This window comes from Dyadobacter sp. UC 10, from assembly GCF_008369915.1.
Lineage (GTDB): Bacteria > Bacteroidota > Bacteroidia > Cytophagales > Spirosomataceae > Dyadobacter.
The window spans coordinates 1,673,333-1,699,224 of the sequence record NZ_VSRN01000001.1 but is presented as its reverse complement, the minus strand read 5'-3'; the positions used below and the strand labels follow the sequence as shown (position 1 = coordinate 1,699,224).

Here is a 25,892-nt window from a genome sequence, read left to right as displayed (position 1 = left end):
CAAATTCAAACATAAGCTAAAAGCTAATAGCTAACCGCGAATAGCTGTTAGCTATTAGCAAAACCAACTAAACCATGCCTGAAAATAATTATCCCAAACTCCACAATGCCACCTGGCCTGGGATTGTTGGAAAAGGTTCTGATTCTGAGCCTATTATTTCTTTTGATACCATGCTGGAACACACCGCTGCCGCTGAGGTAGATGGTGTTAAGTTCGATGGTATCGATATCGGCCTTTTCGATCCGCACGTGGGCATTTATATGAACACGGAAGACGGACCCGCCAAGCTTGCAGCCAAACTAAACGCACTTGGCCTGGAAGTAGGGAGCCTCGTTGCGAATGTATGGGCCGGCTCTGCAATGGGTACGCAGGAAGCGCGCGACGAGTTTGTCAACCAGGTACGGATTGCTTGTGAATTTGGTAAAAAACTGCGTGACCTGGGCGTTCGCAAAGGTGGTGTAATCCGCGTTGACTCGGCTTGCTCGCCGGAAGCGTGGGCTGCTGATCCTACGGGTAATACCAAACAAATTGCTGAAACCTGGCGCCGCGCCTGCGATATAGCTGCTGATTTTGGTGAGAAGCTCGCTGCTGAGGGAGAAATCTGCTGGGGTGGTATGCATAGCTGGAAAACTATGCTGGAAACACTGAAAGCCGTTGATCGTCCTAATATGGGTTTCCAGGCCGATATGTCGCATACTTTCCTGTATTTGTTGGGTTACAATGCACCCGAGGATCGTATCCTGCCGGCAGATTTCCAATGGGGAGACCGCGCTGCTCAGGAAGAAGGGTTGAAAAAAATGACCGCTGCGCTTCGCCCGTACACTTTCGATTTCCACGTTGCACAAAACGATGGAACGGTACACGGAACAGGTTCTCACGATAAAACCGGCCGCCACTGTCTGGCGACTGATCCTAACGGTAAGCTTGATATCGTTCGGGACGCAGGTTTTTGGATGCGGGATGAAAACGGCAATGTAACCAAAGCGTTCCGCCACATCTGCTGGGACGGTTGTATGTTCCCGAACGAGGTAATGACCAATCAGCAGACATGGAATGATATTCTCGCTGCATTGATCAATGTACGAAAAGCCCACGGCTGGTATCAGGAGGTTTAATCCTCATTGCAGCGTGTCTTTTCCGTCGACTGAAGTCGACGGGTAATGATTTTGGGAATCATCAAACGACTCAAGGCAACAAAAAAATCCACTTGCCGCCGGCTTCAGCCGACGGAATAAGATAGATAAAATTATGGCTAAAAAAGAGATAAGAGTAGCATTAATAGGAAGCGGGCTGATGGGGCGTACGCATTCTAACGGATATAAAAGAATAGGTGATTTCTTCCCGGAGCTGGAGTACCGCCCGGTATTGCAGGCTGTTTGCTCGCGTAATGAAGAAAAAGTGAAAGCCTTCGCAGAGCAATGGGGCTATGCTTCTTACGAAACGGATTGGAGAAGAATTATCGAGCGTGATGATATTGACGCAGTCGATATTTGTACACCCAACGATACCCATGCTGAAATAGCACTGGCTGCCGCCGCTGCGGGTAAAATGATCCTTTGCGAAAAACCACTTGCCCGTACATTGGACGAAGCCAAGGCAATGGTGGAAGCCATTGAAAAAGCAGGTGTAAAAAATACGGTATGGTACAACTATCGCCGCGTGCCGGCGGTTACTTTGGCCAAACAAATCGTTGATTCCGGTAAGTTGGGACGCATTTTCCATTACCGCGCCAACTTCCTGCAAGACTGGACGATCAGTCCGGACGTACCGCAGGGAGGTGCTGCAACCTGGCGTCTGGACGTGGATGCAGCCGGTTCCGGTGTAACGGGCGATTTGCTTGCGCACTGTATCGACACTGCGATGTGGATTAACGGAGGTATTAAAGATGTATCAGCGGTTACTGAAACTTTCATCAAGGAACGCGTGCATTCAGGAAGCGGAGAGAAGAAGAAAGTGGGTATCGACGATGCCTGTATCTTCCATTGCCACTTCGATAATGGTTCGCTGGGCCTTTTTGAATCAACGCGTTATGCACGTGGCCACAAGGCGCTCTATACATTTGAAATCAACGGTGAGCACGCTTCCATTCGCTGGGACCTGCATGATCTGAACCGTTTGGAGTATTTCGACCATAGCGACGAGTCCATCGTTCGCGGTTGGAGATCGATCCTGGTGACAGACAGCGACCAGCCTTATATGAAGCGCTGGTGGATCCCGGGAACCAGCATTGGTTATGAACATTCGTTCATCCACCAGGCTGCCGATTTCTTCGAAAGTCTGCAAACTGGTAAACCTTGCTCGCCTACTTTCAAGGATGCTTACGAAACACAGAAAGTTTGCGAAGCGGTACTTGATTCGGCAGCTTCTAAATCATGGAAGGATACCGGCGTAGAATGGGAAGGTTAACTCCATTATTTTGACCAAAAAATAAAAAAGGGCTTTAACCTCTTGCTGAGTATTCAGGTTGGGGTTAAAGCCTTTCTCAAATCGACTTATGCCGGATTTTATTCTCACCGTCAATCAGCTTTCCAAATCATTTTCGGGTATTAAGGCGCTGGACAATGTCAGCTTTAATCTGCGGAGAGGGGAAGTGCATGCATTGATGGGGGAAAATGGCGCGGGTAAGTCAACATTTATGAAAATCCTGATCGGCCTGCTCGCGCCGGATTCAGGTGAAATTGTTTTTGAAGGCAATAACCTGACGGATCAAAAAGTAGGTGATACTTTGAAAAAGGGTATTTCCATGATCCATCAGGAAATACTGATCATTCCTGAGCTGACCGTTGCTCAGAATATCTTTTTAGGCAGAGAAAAAGCAGTTTCCAATCAGAAAAGCTGGCTTTCGGGCTGGTTAAATGACGATGAGATTAACAGGAGGTCGGAAGTAATCCTGCAACAGCTGGGTGTTGCTATTTCTCCCAAAATAAAAATGAAACACCTGAGCGTAGCGCAAATGCAGTTGGTGGAGATTGCCAAGGCGATTTCCAATGATGCAAAGGTGATTATCATGGACGAGCCTACGTCTGCGATTTCCGACAAAGAGGTGGAAATGCTGTTTAAAATGATCCGCGACCTGAAAGCCCAAGACGTGAGTATCATTTATATATCCCACAAAATGGACGAGATTTTCCGGATTTCGGATACGGTTACCGTTTTGCGGGATGGCAAATACATTGGAACCAGAAGTGCGGCCGAATTGGATCAGAACTCGCTGATTTCGATGATGGTAGGGCGGGAAATAGGACAGATGTTTCCGGAAGGCAATACAGCTATAAAAGAAGAAGTTCTATCGGTTGAAAACTTAGGGAAAAAGGGGAAATTCTCCAATATCAGCTTTGCGGTTCACGCGGGTGAAATTGTGGGATTGTCCGGATTAATGGGTGCGGGACGGACAGAAATTGCCCGGGCAATTTTTGGTTTGGACAAATCAGATGAAGGAATGATCAGGATCTCGGGTCAAACCGTGCAGATCAGTTCTCCATTAAAAGCATTGAAAAATGGCATCGGATATGTGAGTGAAGATAGGAAAGGACTGGGTTTTATTCCGAAGATGTCGGTCAAAGATAATGTTACATTATCCAGTATGAAGCGCCACCGGAAAGGCATTTTTATCGATACAAAAAGTGAAGAAGCCGACACAGCGCAAATGATCGCCGACCTGCGGATCAAAACCTCGGGGATGAATCAGAAAGTGACAAATCTGAGTGGTGGAAATCAGCAGAAAGTGGTGATTGGTAAAGTGTTACTGGCATCGCCAAAACTCATTATACTGGACGAGCCGACGCGGGGTGTGGATGTAGGAGCCAAATTTGAAATATATAAACTCGTTCGCAACCTGGCTGAGAAAGGCATGGCGATCATCATGATTTCCTCGGAGCTACCCGAGATATTAGGCATGAGCGACCGGATCATTGTCTTGTCAAAAGGCAGACAAACTGCGATGCTTTCCAGGCAGGATGCAACGCAGGAATTGATCATGAAATATGCGGTGGGGTAGCTGTTGGCTGTTGGCCATTGGCTTTTAGCTATTAGCTATTAGCTGTTAGCTTTTGGCTAAGTTTGGTTATTTAAACATGGATAGAAACTAAATTTTAACTATAATCTTACAGACAGCAATGTCGAAAGCCAGCAGCCACAACTAAAAGCTAATAGCTAAAGGCTAATAGCTGAAAGCTAAAAGCTGACACCGCCCCCCAACCAGCCAAAACATGAACTCCTATTCCAATTTCCGTCTGACAAATATTGGCCGCTACGGCATTTTTCTGGCTTTCCTTTTGCTGTGCATTGTACTCGCTTTCAGCACGCCACGATTTTTTACGGTTTCCAATATATTGATTATCGGCACACAGGTTTCCATTAATGCACTGCTGGCATTTGGAGTTACTTTTGTGATTATTACCGGCGGGATTGACCTTTCTCTAGGGTCGATGGTAGCAGTGACGGGCGTAGTCGCGGCCACTTTTGCGCATCCTGATACTTATCCGCTGGCGGTTCCGCTGCTGGCCGGAATTGGTGCCGGGCTGCTTTTCGGAGCATTTAACGGACTAGTCATTACAAAAAGCAAAGTGCCTCCATTCATTGTAACGCTCGGGACGATGACGATCGGGCGTGGCCTGGCTTTAATTATCAGTAAAGGCAGACCGATTTCTAATTTGTCTGATTCATTCAATTTTATCGGAGGGGGTAATATTTTGGGAATCCCATTTCCCATAATCATTCTGATTGTCGCATTTATCGTTTGCGCAGTGATTCTGAATAAAACTGTTTTGGGCAGATATATGTATGCGGTTGGCGGTAATGAGCCAGCCGCGCGTGCTTCGGGTATTCGCGTTGGGAATGTGAAAATGTGGGTTTATACAATCTGCGGAATACTTTCTGCAATCGGCGGAATCTTGCTTACCGCCAGGATCACAACAGGACAGCCCAACGCAGGTGCGGGTTTTGAACTTGACGCAATTGCTGCTGCGATTATCGGCGGCACCAGTACCTCGGGCGGAACCGGCACTATGACCGGCACGTTGATAGGAGCGCTTTTGATCGGCGTGATCAGCAATAGTCTGGACTTACTTAACGTGACTTCATATTACCAGCAGGTCGTAATGGGCGCCATTATTATCGGCGCTGTGGTGCTGGATGGTTTTGGGAAGAAGGAATGATTGAATGGAGGAGAGGGAGGAAAGGGAGGAAGGAGAAAGGGAGGAGGGAGAAAAGGGAGGAAGGAGAAAAGGGAGGAAGGTTTAATGATTTTATCAAAATATAAACTCGACGGCCGATAGCCGAATGCTGATAACCTTATGAAAAATGCAATTTTAACTACCCTTATCGCAACTGCTCTTTTGGCTGGTTGTAATCAGTCTTCTGAAAAAGGATCCGAAGGCGGAGAAAAACTGGTGATTGGTGCTACTATGCTGAGCATGCAGAATGAATTTATTGTGAATGTGAGCGATGAAATGGAGGCCAAGGCAAAAGAGCTGGGCGTGGAGCTGATCACGGTAGACGCCGAACGCTCGGCTTTGAAACAGGTGGAACAGGTCGAAAGCTTTATTGCACAGGGGGTTAATGCTATTATTATGAATCCGTGCGAAGTGGAGGCGAGCTCACCGGCCGTCAAACTGGCCATGGAAGCAAATATCCCTATTATCAATGTCAATTCAGAAACTTCTGCGGAACCAACTGCATTCGTCGGATCCGACGATACGGAATCGGCTCGCATTGCGATGAAATATCTGGCCGAAAAACTGGGTGGAAAAGGTAATATACTGATGATGCACGGCTTTATGGGACAAGCTGCGCAATTGAAAAGAGATAAGGGAGCAAAGGAAATCCTGAAAGCAAATCCGGGTTTGAAATTGCTTGCCGAGCAGACCGGCGAATGGGACCGCGCGAAGGGAATGTCTCTAACCGAAAACTGGATTCAATCTTACGGCCCGCAGATCAACGCCATTTTTGCGCAAAACGATGAAATGGGAATGGGCGCGGTAAAAGCACTGGAAGCTGCGGGATTGAAAGACAAAGTGATTGTAGTCAGCGTGGATGCTATTCCTGATGCATTGCAGGCAGTAAAAAAAGGAACACTGAACGCCACCGTGTTCCAAAACGCAAAAGAACAAGGAAGCAAAGCTATTGAAACGGCGGTGAAGGCTGCCAGGAAAGAAGCTTTTGACAAAGAGGTCCTGATCCCTTTTCAGCTTGTTACGAAGGACAACGTGGGGGAGTTTTTGAGGTAGTAGTTTACTTCCTATCCTTATCGAGAAAGGATAGATCTCTTCCTTTTAGCTGTTCACGGGCGATTTTCAGCTTCGCTTCGACAGCCGCGTCAAGACTCGGATAAATAATCACTTCCCTGGGAATTCTTCTTTTTGACTTGTCTATCGTGTTCATTTTATTGTGCGTTTTGATTTAACTATATATCCAATGTAGTTTTTATTGGGCTCGAAAGGTTCTTCATTATCCTTTGTGACTCCATAAATTTCATAATATTTTGTGACTTCCAGAAATTCTCGACTGATAATCACCCTGTAAAGCCTGGTCCTTGCAGGGGTACTGCCCGTAAAATATACTGACCTCTGCGGATACTTGCCTAGAAAAAGTGATATTGTCCGAATGACGGTCGCTATGATAGTTTCCATATCGCCATTGTTAGTGATCGTTAAATCGCATAAATTTCCGTCTGCTAGGAGGTGCCCGAGAAACAAGTTGTATTGATTAAAATTTGCCGCTACCGGCGAATAGATCACAATTTTCCGGTCTGCTTTGCAACTCCCCTTACTTATAAATTCAAAATAACGACAGGACTCGTCATGCGTAAATGGGTAAAAGTCTGACCTCATTGCTGTTTTCAGTTATACAAGCATTAGACGTCAGACTTGATAAATAGTAACAAGTTGTTTTTGTAAAGTAAATCCACGACCGGCATTCGCTTTTAATAGCATTTCATATTGATTTCGAATAAACCAACAATCAACGAATGAACAATTTCAACATCAACCGCCGCAGTTTTTTGCATGGTGCAACGGCGGCGCTGGCGCTTTCTACTTTTGGCGCAAGAGGAATGGACCTGATCAACCCGGCTAAAACTTTACGCGTGGGACTGATCGGTACGGGCTGGTATGGAAAAAGTGATCTGTTCAGGTTGATCCAGGTAGCTCCCGTGGAAGTGCTTGCGCTTTGCGATGTAGATAAAAACCAGTTGAACGAAGCAGGCAAGCTGGTAAGCCAGCGGCAGAAATCGGGTAAAGTACCAAAACTTTACGGCGATTATCAGAAAATGCTTGCCGAAAATGAAATGGATATTGTACTCATCGGTACGCCGGATCATTGGCATGCATTGCAAATGATCGATGCCGTGAAAGCCGGGGCGCACGTATATGTGCAGAAACCGATCAGTGTGGATGTGATGGAAGGCGAGGCAATGGTTGCTGCCGCACGCAAGTATAAAAAAGTGGTGCAGGTAGGAACGCAGCGAAAAAGCACTCCGCATTTAATCGAAGCAAAGAAAAACATTGTCGACGCGGGCCTGTTAGGCAAAATTTCCCACGTGGAAATGTGCTGCTACTTTCATATGCGAAACAATGGCAACCCGCCCCTTGAAAAAGTGCCTGACTTCCTCGATTACGAAAAATGGACCGGCCCCGCGCCACTCAGGCCGTACGACGGACTGCCGCATATCCGTTGGTGGCGCACATTTATGGAATATGGAAATGGCATTACCGGAGATATGTGCGTACACATGTTTGATACAGTCCGGTGGATGCTTAAACTTGGCTGGCCGAAAAAAATCAGTTCGACTGGTGGTATTTATGTCCAGAAAGAAGGTAAGTCTAACATATCCGACACGCAGTCAGCCATATTTGAATACGACGAATTGAACTGTGTTTGGCAGCACCGCACCTGGGGGACACCGAACAATCCCGATTATCCGTGGTCGTTTACGTTATATGGCGAAAAAGGGACGCTTTGGGCGAGTACCATGGCATACGATTTCATCCCGCAAGGTAAAGGCGAGAAGATCCATAAAGATGTGGTTTACGAAAAGGAAAAGTATCCGGAAGATCTGAAAGAAGACAAGATAGAGCTAAATGCCGCGCCGGCTACCCGATTGCACATGCTTGATTTCCTGAGTGCGATCGACAACAGCAGCAAGCCCGTGGCGGATATTGAGGAAAGTCATATTTCGACAGCCAGCTGTATCCTTGCAAATCTCTCCATGAAAACCGGCAGGTCGCTTGTTTATGATCCTGTAAAACGCGAAATTGTTGGGGATAGAGAAGCGACCGGATTGCTGGCAAGAGCTTACCGTTCACCCTACATTCATCCCGACTATAAAACCGTTTAGTTCGATTAAAAAGCTTGTGGTCCCCGAATACTCCAGTGCATCGCGTCCGGCAAAATCCGGGCGCTTTTTTGTTGCTGATATGAAATTTATAGTCGGACATAACAATTTGACAATAATGGAGTTTATAGATTGTTTTCCGATCATTTTAAACCTTTTACCCTCGGAAGCTGTCAGATATATTGTTAAACTAAACGTTCAATCAAAAGATGAAAAACATAGTGAAGTTGATGAAATCCGCAGGTACTGCGGTAGTGGCGGGAGTACTGGTCATGGCGTGCAGCCAGGCCCTTCAGGTCAGTTACGATTACGATTCATCCGTCAATTTAAAGCAGTTCAAAACCTTCAAGGTGGAAGCGGAACATAATATGGAAACCGATCCTTTGCTAGGCAGCGAATTGAACCGGAGAAGGCTGGGTGACGCGGTGAAAGAAGTAATGGAGGCAAAAGGTTATAAATACGACCAGCAAAGTCCTGAACTGATCGTGCGCTTTATGACAGACGTAAAAGACCGTCAACAGGTACGATCCAACAATATGTACTCACCATATATGTGGTGGTACGGGGGCGGTAACAATTTTTCCACTTATAACTACCAGGAAAGCCGCTTTATCCTGAATATTTATCAGAAAAACAGCGACAGGATGATCTGGCAAGGCTGGGCTTCGGGAAAAGTAAAGGCGCCTACCAAAAAAGAAGATCGTGAAACAATGGTTAAAAACACCATGTCCGATATTCTGAGAACATTCCCGCAAGCAACGCAGGATACGTATAGCAGAAAGTAATTTAATTCAAAGTGTTAAACAACGAGCCGTTCATTTGAGCGGCTCGTTGTTTTTATAGGTACTGTACCTATTGAAGAAGTTAAACTCCCTAAATCCATTTTACCTGACCGCAGGCATATTTAGCCGAATCCCTTTCGACTGACTGCGCAACGCACGTTCTGATACCAGCTGTTTCTAATGCTTTATCCCGGTATCCGTGACGATCCCTAATTTACTTCACAGGGCAACGTATAATAGAGGGCGGCGCAGGCAATCTGATACCGTTAAAAAATATTCGAATAATTCCCTATTCCTGGAAACTGTTGAGAATGAGAAATTAATGTAACTTGCTGGAAACTCTCTGGACCGTAATGTAATACATGCCTATAACCCCAAACGTGGCTCCTGTCATTTTTGAAGATAAAGAGATCACACTAGAAAAATTTCTACATACTCGTGACTTATTTAATGAAGTACGCGATAAATCTAAGTCAACGCATTTCGTCAGGAGGTATGCTGATTCAATCTTCGTTGTTCGTTTCTTGATTGATGCAAAGAAGGTTGCAGACAAAATCTGCGAAATCAAGGCAACAGAGAACTGTTCATCTGTGTCCTCTTTAGTAAGTGAGTCCCTGTACTCGATCTTACCCCGGAGCCTTCCAGGCGAGCTAATGACCTGGACGTTGAACTGTATGAAAATGGCCACTTATGCACCATTTGAAGGAGTGTTGAGCTGGATATATGCTTTCCGCATTACTCTGTTGAGATCCGGTTTCGTCAACACGAAAAGTTGCATAACCAATAGTTCTTAGAGTATATTTCCTGTCCTTTTAGTTGTCAATTATTCGTTCCATAAGTCAAATTTTATATGGACGTCGTCAAATTTTAGAAACAGATAATATGCTTTTTAACTCTATACACTTCGCTTTATTTTTACCAATTGTATTTTTTATACATTGGTTTATTGCCAAAGAAAATCTAAAACTGCAAAACATCGTATTACTATTTGCCAGCTATTTCTTTTATTCCTGCTGGGACTGGAGATTCATGCTACTGCTGGTTTTTTCTACCTTATTAGATTATTTCACTGGAATTAAGATACATGAAGCTTCTAATCATAAAAGTAAGAAGTTTTGGTTATGGCTAAGCATAAGTATCAATCTCGGGTTTCTTGGTATTTTCAAATATTACAACTTTTTTGCCGATTCGTTTGCCGATGGATTAGCGTTATTGGGATTTAGAGCTAATTTTGAAACCTTGCAGATAATATTACCGATAGGTATATCCTTCTATACGTTTCACGGACTATCCTATGTGATCGACATTTATAAGGGCAGGTTTGAGCCCGAAAGGAATTTCGTTCCTTATTCCCTATTTGTCAGCTTTTTTCCCTTACTTGTAGCCGGACCAATTGAAAGAGGGACACATCTTCTGCCTCAACTTACTAAGGCGAGAAAATTCAATTCTTCAAAAGCAATTGACGGTCTTCGGCAAATTTTGTGGGGCCTGTTCAAGAAAATTGTTATAGCGGACAATTGTGCTGAATATGCAAATACAATTTTTAATAATTCTGATGCATATTCGGGAAGTACATTGGTGGTAGGAGCGTTGTTCTTCACATTTCAAATTTACTGCGACTTTTCAGGATATTCCGATATAGCCTTAGGTACAGCCAGATTATTTGGTATTGATCTTTTAAGAAATTTTGCCTTCCCTTACTTCTCCCGTGACATCGCAGAATTTTGGCGGCGATGGCACATTTCCCTCTCCTCCTGGTTTAAAGATTATCTTTATATTCCATTGGGAGGCAGCAAAGGAAGCACATGGATGAAAGTACGAAATACATTTATTATTTTTTTAGTAAGTGGCTTTTGGCATGGCGCGAATTGGACATTTATAGTTTGGGGAGTATTAAATGCCATTTATATATTGCCATCAATAATTTTCAACACGAATCGAAATAATCTCGATATTGTAGCAAAAGGGAGACTGTTTCCGACTTTAAGAGAATTTTTTGCTATTATATCGACTTTTGCATTAACGGTACTCGCCTGGATATTCTTTCGGGCGAACAATGTGTCGCACGCTTTTAATTATATAGCTGAGATATTTTCAACTTCATTGTTCACAGTTCCCAGTTTTGCAGGAGATAAAAAATCTCTGGTTACAACTATTCTGCTAGGGTTATTTGTTTTAATCGAATGGCAAGGGAGGGAAGAAAAATACGCTATCGAAAAATTGGGAACAACTTGGATCAAGCCAGTACGTTGGGGATTTTATTATTCAGTAGTTATTCTGATTTTCTTATTTACAGGAGAAAATCAGACATTTATTTATTTCCAATTTTAGCTTAAATGAAAAATTTTTTATACAACATCACTATTTTCTTTGCAGTGTTAGCGGGCTTATTTATGATTTTTATCTTAGGTAGCTATGTTACAAGCAGTTCAATCATAGATAAAACGAATTACAAAGTAAATTCAAATATTGATAAAATTGTTATTGGTCATTCACATCCGGAATGTGCATATAATGACACTATAATAACAAATTGTAAAAATATGGCCTCTTCCGGAACATCCTATTTTTATAATTACTATACTTTAAAGCCCTTAATTAATAATAACAGTAACATAAAGTCAATTTTCATAGAGTTTACAAACAATCAGGTAGACTCGATCATGACTGACTGGATTTGGGGAGATAAGTATTTGCCCTTTAAGTACCAACTTTACGGGTCATTCATAGACTCGGCTGGGCTTAGTTTGTTGTTAGATAAAAATCCAGTTGGGCTTGTTAGTGGAATTAAAAAGAATTTACGTCAAAATATTACCATTATAGCTACATCCAATTATTCTTATGTGGCAAATAGAGGATCGTACCGGTACTTAATCAAAAATGATGTTAATAAAGAAATTAAAAAATTAAGTACGAATACAAATACAGCGACTACTGGAATGCATACCTCTGAATACAACTTGAATTACCTGAAAAAAATAATTGAATTTTGTGAATCGAAGAAAGTAAAGGTATACCTGGTTAGAAGCCCAATTCATAAAAGACACCCAATGGTTTCTAATGAAAAATTATTTCAAAAGGTACTTAAAACTAGGTTTGATCATGTAGATTTTTTAGATTTCAAAGATTTTCCCGTAGCAAATTCGGAGTTCGGCGACCTTGGACACCTAAATTTTCGGGGTGCAAGAAGATTTTCTACATGGTTTAACGGCCTTATAAATAAAGGCTTATTAACTCAGTCTGACAAACAACAATTTATTAGTGAAAATATGAAAAAATAGCCTCTTCTTAAATAAAGGATCACAAGTTAAAAAGTTGGCGATAAGCCAACTTTTTACAAATTCTCACCGTTTCGATACTCTTCCGAAGCCTTTCTCACAATTTGATCACCTGCGTGCAGGTCCCCGAATACTTCTACAAGCGTGTCTACAACAGTTCCCCTTTTTACAGGCACCCATTCCGCTTTATTATGTTTATCACGGATTACAAAAACCTGCTCGCTGGAATTTACGACCGAAGTGACAGGGACGAACAGGGTATTAGCCGATCTTTCGGTATTGAGCAAGACCTGTGCGTACATGCCCGCTTTCAGCTCATTTGATTTGTTGATAAAATCAAATTCAGTGATCATAGCCCGATGTTCTTCGGATAATGTGCGAGAGCTTCTGGCGTAAACTGCCTTGTACTGCTTTTCCGGACTGGCCGACACCGTAAAATTTACCTCGCCTTTTGCAGGGACCGCACTGGAAAGGTTTTCGGGAATAGCGAGTGTCAGACGCAGCTTTGTGTTGTCTTCGAGCATAAACAAAGGCTTCGCGCTACTTTCGCCGGGTCCGACCAAGGCACCGGGACTGATATTCCGCTCCGTCACAATTCCGTCAAATGGCGCTGTTACGGTCAGGTATCTCGCCAGTTCCGCTTTTGTTTCCATAAATGATTTCGCCGCCTGCACATTTCCTCTTGCAACCGCAGTCGCCGAGCTGTCGGTTAGCACTCTTGCTTTCGCCAAATCCAGTTCGTTGAGAGACACGGCGCCTTCTGTTTTATTGGTTCGCACTAATCGGCTGTAAGTCAATGCGCTGGTTTGATATTTCGTGGTTATTTCGTGCAAATTTGCTTCCGCAGCGATCAGTTGCGCTTTCGCCTGACTCAGTTCCGCCAGGATTTCAGGTGCTTCCAGAACCGCCAGAATCTGACCCTTTCGAACCATTGTTCCCCTGTCTGCATGCACGGTTTTGACAAATCCCTTCACTTTCGGATAAATACTTACCTTATTCCACGGTTTCAATTCGCCGGGCAATGCAATTTGTTTGGCCGGTTTCAGGCTTTGGACCGTCGCAAGTTCCACAGCAGCACGTTGTTCAGCTTTTTGCTCGTGTTTCTTACTCGTTTCTGCCTCGGAACTGCACGCACTCATTCCAATAGTAACCGTCAGAATGATTAGAAGAGATTTCAGGGTATTCATGGATATCGATGTTTGAAGTTTTTTGCGGAAAAAATTACTATCTGGATCCTCTGGATCAAGGGAAACGGAATGCACAGAAGCTTTCCTTTGTACCATCGTGAAAACAGCAGGCAGGATGAGCAGTGAAGCCAATGTAGACGCGATGAGTCCGCCGATCACCGCCTGACCGAGTGGGGCAATCTGATCTCCGCCTTCCCCAAGCCCCGACGCCATCGGGATCATTCCCGCGATCATCGCAATACTCGTCATCAAAATCGGTCGGATCCGGCTGCCGGCTGCGAGCATTACTGCCTTACCTGCATCCTGTAATTTCAGTCGCAGGTTTTCTGCATTGGTTACCATCAAAATCGCATTCGCAACCGATACGCCGACCGACATAATCAATCCCATATAAGATTGCAGGTTCAGCGTAGCGCCGGTCAGCAATAGCAGTCCGATTGATCCTACAACAACCGCAGGAATCGTCGATAGAACCACCAGCGATAGCTTGAAAGACTGGTAGGTAGCCGCAAGCAGCAGGAACATGATTACAACCGCAATCAAAAGTCCGGTTTGCAAACTACTCAGTGTTTCGGTGAGCAGATCAGTTTGTCCTTTCAGTTCCACCAATACCCCCCGCGGAGGCTCACCCGCATTTTTGATCGCACTCTTAACCGCAGTGGAAGCGGCGCCGAGGTCTTTTTGATGAATGTTCGCGGTAACAGTTACCAGCCTGTTCGGGCCGGCGCGGTCGTATTCGCCGGGGGCTGTTTTTTCAGAGAAAGTGGCTACATCGGCCAGCAGCGGGTTACTTACGCCTGTTTTCAATGGGATTGTCCCAATATCTTCCACCGAAGTCATCTGATATTCCGGAATCTGAACCTGCACCTGGTAAGCCAGCCCCTTTGAATCATCTAGCCAAAGATTTTTATCCGTAAAGCGGCTGGAAGAGGTTGCTGCAACCATCGATCTCGCTACCTGCGTGGAGGTAATACCTAGTTGCCCGGCCCGTTCGCGGTCGATTTTTACGTCCAGAACAGGATATTCCAGTGGCTGCGCGATCTGCACATCACGCAGGAATGCAATCTGCTTCATTTCTTTCTGAATTTTCTTAGCGAACCGGCCAGCCTCTTCCACATCTTTCGCTGCCACAGTTACTTCGATTGGAGTGGAAGCGCCCTGGCTCATGATCTTGTCAACCAGCTCGATCGGTTCAAAGGATATGGTGAGATTCGGGATTTCTTTGCCAATTTTTTGGCGCAGCTTTTCCTTCAATGCATCCATTTTTACAGGAAAATCTTCATGCAGCGAAACCTGTAATACCGCTTCATGGGGGCCGCTGTTGAACACGAAAATATTGGAAGTACCGTAACTTGAGGGCACCGTACCAACATAGGCGGACGAAATTTCCACATGTTCTTTACCTACTTCCGATTTGATCAGGTTCAATACCTTCAATGTCGCCTGTTCAGTACGTTCCACGCGCGTTCCGTCGGGTACCCGCAGGCGCATCTGGAACTGGTGACTGTTTGCTTTTGGTAAAATATCGGTACCGATCAGCAGAAAGCCACCTACAATCAATAATACTGTTCCAACTAAATAAACCGGTACTACAAGTCTTCCGCGACCCATAATACCCGAGAGAACGCTCAGATATTTCAGCTTGAACTTTTCAAATCCGGTAGGAGGCAGGGAAGGGTGCGCACCCTCTTCGATCACATCATTTATTTCCTGGCTATCCAGTGCCAAAGTGGGCGCTTCATGATGCGGGTGATCTTTCAGAAGCCAGTTGGCCAGTACCGGCACCAACGTTTGTGAAAGCAAAAACGAGGCGATCATCGCAAAACCTACCGCGAGCGAAAGGGGTAAAAACATCGATCTCGGAATGCCACTCATAACAAATGAAGGCGCAAATACCGCCAATATAGCCAGCAGGATCAGGAACTCGGGAAATGCGATTTCTTTACAAGCATCCCAGATCGCCTGTTCCTTGGGTTTGCCCATTTCCTGGTGCTGGTGAATGTTTTCAATCGTCACCGTCGCCTGGTCGACCAATACGCCAATCGCCAGTGCGAGGCCGCTTAAAGTCATGATATTGATCGTTTGTCCAAACAAATTCATCAATATCACTGCGGACAAAATCGATATAGGGATCGTGACTACCACGATAATCACACTACGCCAGTCGCGGAGGAAGAGAAGTACCATTAACCCGGTGAGCAATGCGCCGAGGATACCTTCGGTGATCAGGCTTTTGAGCGAGTTGGTTACGTATACAGACTGGTCGAATTCATACGATATCTTCACATCTTCCGGCACTGCATTCCTGAGCTGCGGCAATGCAGCGCGGATATTGTTCACCACATCGAGCGTGGAGGCATCTGATTTTTTAACAACCGGGATATAAACCGCGCGGCGGCCATTGATCAATGCATAACTGACCGTCACGTCGGCGCCGTCTTCCACGGTACCTACATCGCGGATAAAAACCGTCGGGCCTGCGCCAATGCGAATCGGGATATTGAGGAAATCCTCCGGTTTTTTGATCAGGGAATTAACCGGCGTCATCAAAGTGCGATCGCCCATTCGGATGTTACCCGCCGGCGAAGGCTGGTTATTTGTGATGATGGATTTAATGATCTCCTCTGGCGTCAAATGATAGCTTCTGATCCGCTCGGGATCGACGCGGATTACGATCGTACGCTGGTTTCCACCAAATGGCGGCGGGCTGGAAACGCCTTCAATCCGGCTGAACATTGGCCGTACCCGCGACGAAGCAAAATCCTGGATTTCATTCAAAGAACGGGAAGAACTTTCAAAAACCATTTGTCCGATCGGCACAGAACTCGCGTCAAACCGTACTACCTGCGGAGGCACAGTACCTTCGGGCATATAAGCTTTTGCCCGTGATACGTTATTTGCGACCTCGGCTGCCGCCTGCGCCATATCTGTTCCCGGATAAAAGGAAAGTTTGATCAGTGAAAGCCCCTGGATCGTTTTTACATCTACATCCCGGATTCCCGAAACGTACAGAAAGTGATCCTGGTAACGCGTAGCAATAAATCCGTCCATCTGGTCAGGCGCCATACCACCGTAAGGCTGCACTACATAAATAGTGGGCAAATCCAGATTTGGGAAAATGTCGACAGGAATACTGCGGATTGATAGTACCGAAAAGAATAAGATTCCAATTACAACTACGACAATGGAAATCGGTTGTCGGAGTGCGGTTCGAATGAGTTGATACATAAGGATTATTTATTTTCTACCTGATTCAAAAAAATGGAGATATCCCCCGCCGCAGCCGCTTTCATCAGCAGCGAGCGCCAGACGTTTCCGTTGGTTACGAACTTGTCAACTTCCGCGCGGTTCAATGCATTGACACTCTGGGCCAATGTGAAAAGGTCGGTTAACCCGCTCTGGTACCTGGCTTCTGCCTGGTTGAAAGCACGTTGCGCCGCATTCAGCTGTACCGGGGTAAGCCGTGCCTGCTCCATGGAAAGCGCCAGCTGCATTTCAGCTTCGCGCGCCTGGCGGTCGAGCTGTAATTTTTGGGTTTGATAAATTTCCTTGAAACGCTCCACCTGGAACTGCTCGCTTTTGTAATCGTTTCTTACCCTGGCAATGTTGGTCAGGTTCCAGCGGGTAGAAATCCCGAATAAATAATTATAAACCTGGTAGTTAACCCCGCTCGAAAAGCTGGTATGATAGGAATCGTCTTTGTTGGAAATGCCCGATCCCCGTGCCCAACCCGCGCCAGTTAAGGAGATGGAAGGCAAAAATGACCTTTTAATAGCCAGAGTTCTCGCCATGGATGCATCCAGCTGGGCTTGCGAAAAGCGCAATGCAGGGTTTTTAAGAAATGCATCGTCTGCGCCGCTGGCAACAGGCAATTTGGAATAGAATCCCATGCTATCGACCTGAATACTATCACGCAGTTCGCCTGTCAGCTCGGATAAACGAAGCCGCTGTGACTTTTCCGAGCGCTGGCTTTCCAGCAGAAGCAGCCGCGCTTTTGCAAATTCGGCGGCCGCGAGCGAACTATCAACGCCAGGACGCATGCCCGAGCTGACAGCCGCGTCTGTAACATTCTTGAAAACAGTCGCGCGTTGCAGGTTCTGCCGCTGCGCTTCTACGAGCTTTTGATTGATCAAAAGAACCAGATAAGCGTCAATAACACGCACCTGATGCTGGAAAAGCTCGTTTTCATAATCAGCCTGACTTCGGTTCAGGTCTGCTTTTGCAGCATTGACTTCTGCTTTTACCTTACCAAAATTGAAAACACGCCAGTCGACCAGCGCGGTAGTAAAGCTTCCGAAAGTACCTGTGTAAATATTCTCGGGCCTGATACCGCCCGACGGAGAAATGGCGCTGCCTTCGTTTGGTAAAAAAGAGCCGGCCACGCTGTTATCGGTACCGAAAGTATATTGGTTCTGCACAATCAACGCAGGCAGATAGCCGGTTTTGACAGACTTAATGCGGTTTTCGGCACTTCTTATCTCGGCCTGTTTGGATCTGAGAAAGGGGAAATTCTGTTTACTTTCTTCCAAAAGTTCCTGCAACTGCACTTGCTGGGCATTTGCATTTACACAAAGGATGAGGAGCAGTGCTATCAGCTTGAAGGCATTTTCGGGAACGAGCGCAGATTTTCTGCCCGGTGGAAATGGTTTGAAACGGAGTCGGTACATAGGATGCTTGCTATTCCGGTAAATTATTTTTGGCCAAAACTATTGGCCAATTCTGGAAACATTTGGGAAAAGCACCGGTAGCAAGCTGCTGTGCGATAAATTATTATCTTCCTAAATGTTTCCAGATTCGGGGCGTATTTTTGACGCAATTCAATCGGATAAGATGAAAGTACTTGTAGTGGAAGACGAAAAAGGGCTGGCCGAAAGCATTGTCGATTATCTGTCGAAAGAGGGTTTCGTGTGCGAAGTGGCCAACACTTTCTGGCAGGCGGATGAGAAGATCAGTTTGTACCAATATGATTGCACGATCGTGGATTTAACCCTGCCTGACGGAGACGGTTTTAATATCGTGCAAACTCTCAAAAAGATAGCTGCGGCAACCGGGATAATTATCATTTCGGCCCGTAATACATTGGAAGACAAGATCAAAGGGCTGGAAATTGGCTCGGATGATTACATGACCAAACCATTTCATTTGTCGGAACTCAACGCGCGCGTGAAATCACTGATCCGTCGTCGGAATTTTGGGGGGAATAACGATATGATCTGGAAAGAAATCCGCGTGCAGCTTCCTTCCAGAAAAGTTTTTATTCACGAAAAAGACACGGTACTGTCCCGGAAAGAATACGATCTGCTGCTTTATTTTCTGTCAAATATCGATGTCGCATTGACCAAAGAAGCGATTGCGGAACATTTGTGGGGCGATCATATGGATTCTTCTGATTCGCTCGATATGGTTTATTCACATATTAAAAACCTGAGGCGCAAGATTTTGGAAAAAGGCGGGAAAGACTACATTCAGTCTATATACGGAATAGGATACAAATTTACTGCACCTTGAAACTGCTCGAAAAGACAAGCCGGATCTACCTGCTCGCCTCGCTGTTCATTTATCTGGCGGTAGGTATTGCCTTTTACTGGATCATTACCTTCATGATTTATGATGAAGTAGAAAGTCGTCTGATGGTAGAAAAACGCGATTTCGAGACTTATCTCCGCTCGAATAATACCTGGACCAACAACTCTTACTTTGTCGAAAATAAAATCGAGGTAGTTCCTGTTTTTGGGAAATTTGAGAATAAAACAGCCTTTACCGATACGCTGATCTACAATCGATATGAGGAAAGTATGGACCCGTTCCGGCAACTCACTTTTTATACGCTGATCGGTGGCTCGCCTTACCGCGTCGCGATCCGGAAATCCATTGTGGAATCCTACAAACTGATTGAGGCGATTTCTGCGGCTATGATCACCTTCCTGGCGCTTTTGATGGTCGGTATGTTCTTTTTTCAAAGAAATTTGTCGGGGAAATTGTGGCGGCCATTTTATGGTTCACTCGCCCGTATCAAGGATTTTGACTGGACAAAGAACAGCAAACTGGAATTTGAAAGCAGTGAAATCTCGGAGTTCAATGAGCTGAATGAAGTGATGGTCAAAATGGCTTCCAAAATGCAGCACGATTACAAAAGTCTGCGGGAATTCACTGAAAATGCCTCCCACGAAATCCAGACTCCGCTTGCGCTGATCAACGCGCGGGTAGAGCAATTTATCCAATCCCGGGATCTGAGTGAGAATCAGACACATTGGATAGAGGAGATATACCACGCGGCGCGAAGAATGTCGAGGTTGAACCAGGGGTTATTGTTGCTGGCTAAGATTGAAAACCAGCAGTTCGCTGAACAGAAAAAGCTAAATCTGACCGTGTTGGTGCAGGATAAATTAAAAGATTATGAAGATATTCTCAATCATAAGCGAATAACTGTCCACATAAAGGAGGAAGGTAGTTTTCACTGGGTAATGTCGCCGACATTAGCGGATATTTTCTTGTCAAATTTACTTAGCAACGCGATCAGGCATAACTATATAGGAGGAACCCTTAATATTGAATCCGGACCCGATTTACTAAGTATCAGCAATACAGGCGCAAATCTGAATATTGATCCTGAAAGATTATTTGAAAGATTTAAGAAAGAATCGGGTAGCCCGGAATCTCTGGGACTTGGGCTTGCTATTGTAAAGGAAATCTGTGACAGTTGCGGCCTGCATATTGCCTATTTGAATACAGGCAATATGCACAAAATAATCATTTTGTAATCAGTTTTCTATCGCGAAGAATACCTCCGCGCTTCCTCGCTATTTTGCTTTCTGTAATTCTGCCGCAAGCGTTTTATTATCAGGGAATTCCTGTGGAATCCAGCGGCTAACGATTTTGCCACCCGAATCTGCCACCAGGAAAGGATAGCGGATATCGATCGCGTATTTCTCTTTCAGTAGCTCAATATTTTCATCGGAAGCCCACAGGTGTTTCACATTCGGCCGCTCTTTGACATATTGTTTCCAGGTCGCAAGTGGAATACCAGGCGAAACCAATACGTAAACAAACTGCACATTAGCTCCGAATTTATCTTCCAGAGCTTTCAACCCCGGTTCGTGCTGACCGATACTGAACGAAAATACCATACAAACAGGCTTGCCCTGCAACGAAGCGACCGTCACCGCGCTACTGTCGGGCGCAAGCAGTGTGACATCCGCAAGCGTAGCGCCAGGTTGTAACGATTCCTTGGCTTGGATGAGTTTGGTGATGTACTCGGTATTTGGAGACTGTGGAAAAGCCGCCTTATAATCTTCCAGCAGTGTTTTTGCAGTTTCAACGGTCGGTATCGCCGTGGCTGCATAGTTAAGCCAGTAAGTCAGCAAATACTCTTTCTGCTTTGGATATTCGGCCAGTTGCGCCTTGCTGAATGCATATACATCTTTCAATGCCTCGGGACTGGTCTCGTAGCGGGTTTCGGAGGCAAGCGGGAATTTCCGGGTAGAAGGTATTAATGCCCAGTTGCGCAATTCGTCGCGGTAAGCCTGGCTCAGCAATGCATCGTCGGGCATGATCTTAAAGTCGGCCAATGTCGCATCCTCTAACTCTTTGCGTTGTGCATCGTCGAGTTTGGTAACGCGGTTCCGGCGCATAATGCGTTCCTGTATCAACCTGCGGGTAAGCGCAGGCTCGGTGGCGGTTGTTGCAAGTACATAAGCTTCAAATGCAGGCACAGCCGGATTCGCCGTTTTGAATTTATCATAAGCTTCCAGCCGCACTTTTTTCAGACTGTCGCTTTGCGTCAAAACACTTTTATTGTCGATCTGCGAGGGTTTATAGCCAAAAACAGGCAGGTACTGATATTGATTTTCGAGAAAATAATTTTTCAGGAAAGTCTGATAATTCGCATTCTTGCCGGTGAAGGTAACATCATTGTTCTCGGCAAAATTGATTGTCAGGTCATCGCCGGGCTGCATAAATAGCATCCACGTTTTATTCAATCCGTTGCCGCTGTATTGCAGGCGCATCATTTGCGGCTTGTTTAACTGTATGACTGCTTTCTCGCTGGCCTTTTCGGCAAAATTGACCGCCATAACCGGTTCCAGCTTGGCGTCTGCCAGCCCAATGCCCAGATTGGGGTGGAAATGAACATCCTCGCTGACCAATGTGACATTAACAGGCCCCTGTTTTGAAATAGAGAGTGTGATCGTCGCAGTGTTTTGTGCAAAAGTGTAGCAGCTGAATAGTGTGAGGATCAGTATAGTAATTTTTCTCATGTTTTGTTTTTGATAACAGTTTTTCCTGAACAGGATTATGTAAAAACTGTGCCAATATACGTAATCGAATCCGCCTTGTATCTCAGATACCGCCCCGGGTAGATTTGAAAACGATAACGTGTTCCTGATTATATTCTTTCTCCTGCTGGTACAACACTATTTCGTCAGATGTAACGGAAACAATATCCCATTCTCCGAAAAACGCGGGTTTTTGAACACGGTTGGTAATATTCACTGTTTTACCCCCGCCATAATCAAATTGAATGTATTTGTATGCTGCGGCTTCTGGATCGTAAGATTCCTCCGTTTCAACATTCACCTGTGGATTGATGACGCCGACTTCAAAGCATAAACCATAGCCATTTTTAAAGAATGTATAGTAATTGTCAGATACCCAATCCGGATGATGATCCGCGCCGTCAATGCCATTTTCTACAGTGTTTTCGTAGTTCGATAAGCCGATATTGCTGTAAAAGTGGGCGAGCTTCCAACTCCGGCCTTTGTCTGTATCACCGCCGATCGTCTGATAGAATTGAAATGCAGGCTCAACTTCTTTTTTCTCTTTACAACCAATAAAAAGCAGGGGGAGAGCTGTGAGCAGAATAGATATTTTTTTCATGTCCAGAATATTTAATTCCAATTTAATCAAATTTCATTTCTACAGGAATAAATAGTTTTTGTGACCTAAATTAGCCGGTATATTCCTAAATTCTGATGAATCCAGTTTCACAATTCCAGTTCAATCTCCTGCGCCGTCAATTCGAAGGCGAGCTTTACTTTGACGATTCCAACCTGCATAAGGCTCAAAAATCCATTTATGCCACCGACGCGTCTGTATACCAGGAACTGCCGATTGCAGTGGCACTGCCAAGAAATGAGCAGGATATCAAAGCGTTAATTGATTTTGCAAAAAATAATAAGGTAACCCTCATTCCAAGAGCTGCCGGAACTTCGCTGGCCGGGCAGGTGGTGGGAAAAGGAATTGTGGTGGATATTTCGAAACATTTCAACAAAATACTGGAAGTCAATCAGGAAGAAAAGTGGGTAAGGGTGCAGCCGGGCGTGATCCGCGACGATCTGAATAAATACCTGGCATCTTACGGATTACTATTCGGCCCGGAGACTTCTACGGCAAGCCGGGCGATGATCGGTGGAATGATCGGCAACAATTCCTGCGGCCTGCATTCGATTACCTGGGGCGACACCAGAGGTAATCTACTGGAAGTAAAAGCATTGCTTTCCGACGGCCGGGACGCAGGTTTCTCCAGTCAATCCGTCATTGAATACACCAAAAGAATTGCTGACAAACAGCTGAAAAGTGAGCGCGAAAAGGCGATTTTGGCAGGGATGTTCGGGCTGATATCGAATCCTGTCGACCAGGAACTGATCAAAAAGCAATTTCCGAAAGCGACTGTAACGCGCCGCAACTCAGGCTACGCGCTCGATGCGCTTGTCCGCAATTTTGAGACCGGCCATATTAATCTCTGCAACCTGATCGCAGGCTCGGAGGGTACATTGTGCTTTGTAACCGAGGCAAAACTGGCACTGGTCGACTTGCCGCCGGCCTCGGTGGGCGTAGTTTGCGTACATACCAACTCGGTTGCAGAGGCATTGCATGCCAACCACGTCGCCATGCAGCTGAATCCGAAGGCTTCCGAGCTGGTGGATAAGTACATTATGGATTTTACCAAAGACCACACCGTGTACTCACAAAACCGGTTTTTCATGCAGGGCGATCCGGCTGCTTTATTATTGGTGGAGTTTTGGGGAAATACAAACGAGGAAGTGGAAGCGCAAGCCAGCAACCTGATCAACGGCTTAACCGCAAATGGCCTGGGCTATGCTTATCCGCTGCTTTTTGGAAATGAAGCGACGGCTGCCTGGGATATCCGGAAAGCAGGTCTGGGGTTAATCAGAAACCTGCCCGGAGATACGCAGCCGGTCAACCTGATCGAAGACTGTGCGGTGGCGGTAGAGGACCTGCCTGCTTACATTGAAGAAGTGGAATCGCTTTTGCGGTCGCACAACCTGCACGCTTCCTATTATGCCCACGCTGGCGCCGGTGAACTGCACGTCGAGCCGATGATCAATCTCAAAACTTCTGAGGGAAAGGCACTTTTCAGGCAGGTACTCGCAGATACTGCCGTTTTGGTCAAAAAATACAATGGCGCATTGTCTGGTGAGCACGGCGACGGGCGGCTGCGGGGCGAGTTCATTCCGTTTATGATGGGGGATGAAGTGTATGAAATGTTCCGGCAGGTAAAGCGGATCTGGGACCCAGACGGGATTTTTAATGCCAATAAAATCGTCGATACCCCGCCAATGAACGAATTCCTGCGCTACGAGCAGGATAAGCCGCAGCCGGAGATCAAAACGATTTTCGATTTCAGCAAACAGGAGGGCATACTGCGACTCGCTGAAAAGTGCAGTGGGTCAGGCGATTGCAGGAAAACCGAATTGACCGGCGGTACCATGTGCCCCAGCTATATGGCCACCCGCCGCGAGCGCGATACTACCCGCGCAAGGGCTAATATTCTCCGGCAATATTTTACGCCTTCCAATAAAAAGGAGCAGATCGGGGCCAATCAGGAAATGGTGAAGGAAGTGCTGGACCTTTGCCTGTCTTGCAAGGGCTGCAAGTCCGAATGCCCATCGAGTGTGGATATCGGGAAGATGAAGGCAGAATTTACGCAGCAGTATTACGAGTCGCATGGTGTTCCGATGCGCAGCAGGCTGATCGCGAATTTCTCGAAACAAATGAAACTGGCTTCTATTGCGCCCTGGGCATTTAATGCGGTTTTCGGGCAGCCGGCGTTGCGTAAAGTTGCCAACAAAATGGTAGGTTTTCACCCGGAACGTTCTATGCCTGTTCTTGCTTCGCAGACTTTATCTCAATGGTGGCAGAAGCGAAAAAAAATGAATGCTGCGGACCCGAAAACTGGGAAGGTATATTTGTTCTGTGACGAGTTTACGAACTATAATGATGTCGAAATTGGTCAAAAGGCTGTGGAATTGCTGGAAGCGCTGGGGTATGAAGTGGTCTTTCCAAAACACACAGAATCGGGGCGATCGTATCTTTCCAAAGGTTTTGTCAAAGAAGCGCAGCAGCTTGCTATTGAAAACGTTGGTCTGTTAAAAGATAAGATCACCCATGAAACGCCGCTGATCGGCATTGAACCGTCTGCTATCCTTTCGTTCCGGGACGAATACATTGATCTGGTACCGGAGAACCACCGTAGCGACGCGGAAAAGATTTCCGAAAATGCATTGCTTTTTGAAGAATTCATAGCGAGGGAAATCGACGCCAAACGTATTAATAAAGCCGTTTTTACACAAAAAAAGCAGCTGATCAAACTGCACGGACATTGTCACCAGAAGGCTTTGTCTACTTTATCTGCTTCAAAAAAAATGCTTTCCCTGCCTGAAAATTACCAGACCCAGCTGATCCCTTCAGGTTGCTGCGGAATGGCTGGTTCGTTTGGTTATGAAGAGGAACATTACGATGTGTCAATGCAAATCGGAGAGCTGGTACTATTCCCGACTGTCCGCCAGCAGCCGGAGGATGTAATCATTGCTGCATCCGGGACCAGCTGCCGGCATCAGATCAAAGATGGTACGGGACGTAAAGCAAAACATCCCGTAGAAATCTTGTGGGAAGCGTTGATCAGGTAACTTATTTCGTGCCTCTCACATTTTCCATCATCGTATCTGAACGCATCCTTGCCATTGTATCCGAAGCTACGGAATCTGCAACAGGGACGCTTTCCGAGGGGGTATCTGATTCCTGAAAGTTTTCATCATGATTAAAAAATCCTCCCCAGAACGCGATAATCATTAAAACTACGCCGACCCCAAGAATCCATTTCCAGACGTTCTTGGTGTTTTTGGTAGCCCTTGCTTCTTTATCTGTTTCCTTATTATCCATGGTTCAATGATTTAGTTTGATGAAGTACCTACCATTTTTGTACCAACCGCAAAAACAGGGCTGAGCCGTCGTTTATATAACATTGTGTTGATAAAATTTCCCCAAACCAAGTAGCTGAAATAAAAATGTAATA

At 45.6% G+C, this 25,892-nt stretch carries 19 protein-coding genes; 12 read left to right on the top strand and 7 right to left on the bottom strand.

Annotation, left to right across the window (positions count from 1 at the left end):
• Positions 1-74: 74 nt before the first annotated feature.
• The 5 genes from FXO21_RS06785 to FXO21_RS06765 all read left to right on the top strand — a co-directional run bounded on the left by FXO21_RS06785 (position 75) and on the right by FXO21_RS06765 (position 6,227).
• Positions 75-1,115, top strand: a complete 1,041-nt coding sequence (locus FXO21_RS06785) for a sugar phosphate isomerase/epimerase family protein (RefSeq protein ID WP_149639387.1) — start codon at positions 75-77, stop codon at positions 1,113-1,115.
• Between the two features lie 130 nt (positions 1,116-1,245).
• Positions 1,246-2,406 (top strand): Gfo/Idh/MocA family protein, encoded by a 1,161-nt coding sequence (locus tag FXO21_RS06780; protein WP_149639386.1) that lies wholly within the window; start codon positions 1,246-1,248, stop codon positions 2,404-2,406.
• A gap of 88 nt (positions 2,407-2,494) precedes the next feature.
• Positions 2,495-3,997, top strand: a complete 1,503-nt coding sequence (locus FXO21_RS06775) for a sugar ABC transporter ATP-binding protein (RefSeq protein ID WP_149639385.1) — start codon at positions 2,495-2,497, stop codon at positions 3,995-3,997.
• A gap of 211 nt (positions 3,998-4,208) precedes the next feature.
• Positions 4,209-5,156 carry an ABC transporter permease gene (locus FXO21_RS06770; protein WP_149639384.1) on the top strand — a complete coding sequence of 316 codons (948 nt, stop codon included), beginning with the start codon at positions 4,209-4,211 and terminating at the stop codon, positions 5,154-5,156.
• Between the two features lie 138 nt (positions 5,157-5,294).
• A complete protein-coding gene (locus FXO21_RS06765) occupies positions 5,295-6,227 on the top strand; it encodes a sugar ABC transporter substrate-binding protein (protein ID WP_149639383.1) in 933 nt (310 codons plus the stop codon).
• A 4-nt stretch (positions 6,228-6,231) separates the two neighbouring features.
• Here the strand turns inward: FXO21_RS06765 and FXO21_RS28710 are convergent, their stop codons facing one another.
• Together FXO21_RS28710 and FXO21_RS29170 are read right to left on the bottom strand one after the other, a co-directional pair.
• Positions 6,232-6,381: a hypothetical protein gene (locus FXO21_RS28710; protein ID WP_192579173.1), complete on the bottom strand. Its 150-nt coding sequence runs from the start codon at positions 6,379-6,381 to the stop codon at positions 6,232-6,234.
• Positions 6,378-6,830 carry a DUF6934 family protein gene (locus FXO21_RS29170; RefSeq protein WP_409014746.1) on the bottom strand — a complete coding sequence of 151 codons (453 nt, stop codon included), beginning with the start codon at positions 6,828-6,830 and terminating at the stop codon, positions 6,378-6,380. The genes FXO21_RS28710 and FXO21_RS29170 overlap by 4 nt, the downstream gene beginning before the upstream one ends.
• A 137-nt stretch (positions 6,831-6,967) precedes the next feature.
• Here FXO21_RS29170 and FXO21_RS06760 point away from each other — a divergent pair, with 137 nt between their 5' ends.
• The 4 genes from FXO21_RS06760 to FXO21_RS06745 all read left to right on the top strand — a co-directional run bounded on the left by FXO21_RS06760 (position 6,968) and on the right by FXO21_RS06745 (position 12,395).
• Positions 6,968-8,335, top strand: coding sequence for a Gfo/Idh/MocA family protein (locus FXO21_RS06760; protein ID WP_149639382.1), 1,368 nt, complete (start codon positions 6,968-6,970; stop codon positions 8,333-8,335).
• Between the two features lie 206 nt (positions 8,336-8,541).
• Entirely contained in the window at positions 8,542-9,117 is a 576-nt protein-coding gene (locus FXO21_RS06755) for a DUF4136 domain-containing protein (protein ID WP_149639381.1), read from the top strand.
• Positions 9,118-9,996: 879 nt separating this feature from the next.
• A complete protein-coding gene (locus FXO21_RS06750) occupies positions 9,997-11,445 on the top strand; it encodes an MBOAT family O-acyltransferase (RefSeq protein WP_149639380.1) in 1,449 nt (482 codons plus the stop codon).
• A gap of 5 nt (positions 11,446-11,450) precedes the next feature.
• Complete coding sequence (locus tag FXO21_RS06745) at positions 11,451-12,395, top strand: hypothetical protein (RefSeq protein WP_149639379.1); 945 nt, start codon at positions 11,451-11,453, stop codon at positions 12,393-12,395.
• 53 nt (positions 12,396-12,448) lie between these two features.
• On the opposite strand, the gene FXO21_RS06740 is transcribed toward FXO21_RS06745, so the two are convergent.
• Entirely contained in the window at positions 12,449-16,807 is a 4,359-nt protein-coding gene (locus FXO21_RS06740) for an efflux RND transporter permease subunit (RefSeq protein WP_149639378.1), read from the bottom strand.
• Between the two features lie 5 nt (positions 16,808-16,812).
• Positions 16,813-18,246 carry a TolC family protein gene (locus FXO21_RS06735; RefSeq protein ID WP_149639377.1) on the bottom strand — a complete coding sequence of 478 codons (1,434 nt, stop codon included), beginning with the start codon at positions 18,244-18,246 and terminating at the stop codon, positions 16,813-16,815.
• Positions 18,247-18,409: 163 nt separating this feature from the next.
• Here FXO21_RS06735 and FXO21_RS06730 point away from each other — a divergent pair, with 163 nt between their 5' ends.
• Together FXO21_RS06730 and FXO21_RS06725 are read left to right on the top strand one after the other, a co-directional pair.
• Positions 18,410-19,087 carry a response regulator transcription factor gene (locus tag FXO21_RS06730; RefSeq protein WP_149639376.1) on the top strand — a complete coding sequence of 226 codons (678 nt, stop codon included), beginning with the start codon at positions 18,410-18,412 and terminating at the stop codon, positions 19,085-19,087.
• The gene (locus FXO21_RS06725; protein ID WP_149639375.1) at positions 19,084-20,340 is read left to right on the top strand and encodes a sensor histidine kinase; all 1,257 of its coding nucleotides are present in this window, start codon (positions 19,084-19,086) and stop codon (positions 20,338-20,340) included. Before FXO21_RS06730 ends, FXO21_RS06725 begins: the two co-directional genes overlap by 4 nt.
• 39 nt (positions 20,341-20,379) lie before the next feature.
• On the opposite strand, the gene FXO21_RS06720 is transcribed toward FXO21_RS06725, so the two are convergent.
• On the bottom strand, positions 20,380-21,834 hold the full coding sequence (locus FXO21_RS06720) for a thioredoxin family protein (protein WP_149639374.1): 1,455 nt from the start codon (positions 21,832-21,834) through the stop codon (positions 20,380-20,382).
• Positions 21,835-21,916: 82 nt separating this feature from the next.
• Positions 21,917-22,453 carry a hypothetical protein gene (locus FXO21_RS06715; protein WP_149639373.1) on the bottom strand — a complete coding sequence of 179 codons (537 nt, stop codon included), beginning with the start codon at positions 22,451-22,453 and terminating at the stop codon, positions 21,917-21,919.
• A 95-nt stretch (positions 22,454-22,548) separates the two neighbouring features.
• Between FXO21_RS06715 and FXO21_RS06710 the strand changes: the two genes are divergently transcribed.
• A complete protein-coding gene (locus tag FXO21_RS06710) occupies positions 22,549-25,506 on the top strand; it encodes an FAD-binding and (Fe-S)-binding domain-containing protein (RefSeq protein ID WP_149639372.1) in 2,958 nt (985 codons plus the stop codon).
• Position 25,507: 1 nt separating this feature from the next.
• Here FXO21_RS06710 and FXO21_RS06705 read toward each other — a convergent pair whose 3' ends face one another.
• Positions 25,508-25,759: a hypothetical protein gene (locus FXO21_RS06705; protein WP_149639371.1), complete on the bottom strand. Its 252-nt coding sequence runs from the start codon at positions 25,757-25,759 to the stop codon at positions 25,508-25,510.
• Positions 25,760-25,892 lie beyond the last annotated feature (133 nt).